General features: G+C 39.3%; 1 protein-coding gene. It reads left to right on the forward strand.

The genetic code is table 11. The features are described from left to right. The first annotated feature begins 313 nt into the window (after positions 1–313). Positions 314–907 (forward strand): TetR/AcrR family transcriptional regulator, encoded by a 594-nt coding sequence (locus NI000_RS36505; protein WP_253416170.1) that lies wholly within the window; start codon positions 314–316, stop codon positions 905–907. Positions 908–1,228 lie beyond the last annotated feature (321 nt).

Here is a 1,228-nt window from a genome sequence, read left to right on the forward strand (position 1 = left end):
GCGATTTCCGCACTCACTTGATACTCACCCTCCCAATGTGTAATAAATGTAACTTTTGATTCATGTAAGACAGTTTCATTATATACCGATAACGACCGGTCGGTCAAACAAAAAAGTGGATCCCATCCGATGATGAAGACTTTTGAGATGGTGGATCATTAAGCTAGAAAGACGGTTAGATGGATCTATAGCTTAGTGGTTGCTGTTCTGGCATTCGCCCAAGATATGGTAAAGAATGAGAACTTTTAATCTTGACAGCGTAATCGACAAATGGTATTTTAGTTGAATTGGTATTGGGAAAGGAGATGACAGCATGCGTAAAGGAGTCGCCACTAGGGAACACATCATTCAAAAATCAGCCGAACTGCTTAATATTCAGGGCTATCACGGATTATCAATCTCGGATATCATGCGTGAAACCGGCCTTCAAAAGGGCAGTATCTATAATCATTTTCAAAATAAAGACGAGATTGTTCTCGAAGCATTTAATTATGCAGTAGACATTGTAAAAAATCATTTTGAGAATGCTGTAGCTAGCCAGAAAAGCGCATATGATCAGCTTTTGGCTATTATTCGAGTGTATGAAAATGTAATGGAAGCGCCTCCCTTCGTAGGTGGGTGTCCAGTAATGAATATAGCAGTTGATAGTGACGATACCCATGCGGAATTAGCTGAGCAGGCTCAGGTTGCGTTATCCTCCTTCATGGATCTGGTTTACAATGTATTGCAGTATGGAATTGAAACGGGCGAATTTAAATCGGATATGGACAAGCGAATGATATCCCACTTTATCATTACGATTATTGAAGGCGGAGTCATGATAAGCAAGCTTTTCCATTCCAATGAGTATATTCAAGATAACAATAAGCTGTTGATAGATTTTATAAAACAATACATTTGTAAATAAATATAAACAGGGCAAGGATTGCTAATGCAAAACCTGCCCTGTTCGTTCGTTATAGACAGGTAGTATTACATGACGGTTTGCGAAGAGTTGGATTCATTTTTGGGATGTGCTCGTTTTCATTTAGCGATGCCGGCAGCATTGAACGGGTGCCCTTTCTGTGCGTAATGATCCATCATATCAAAAGTCTTCATCAATGGAGTCCTCAATTTTTTATTTGACCGACCGGTCGTTATCGGTATATAATGAAACTGTCTTACATGAATCAAAAGTTACATTTATTACACATTGGGAGGGTGAGTATCAAGTGAGTGCGGAAATCGT

Source organism: Paenibacillus tyrphae (assembly GCF_024158745.1).
Taxonomy (GTDB): domain Bacteria; phylum Bacillota; class Bacilli; order Paenibacillales; family NBRC-103111; genus Paenibacillus_G; species Paenibacillus_G tyrfis_A.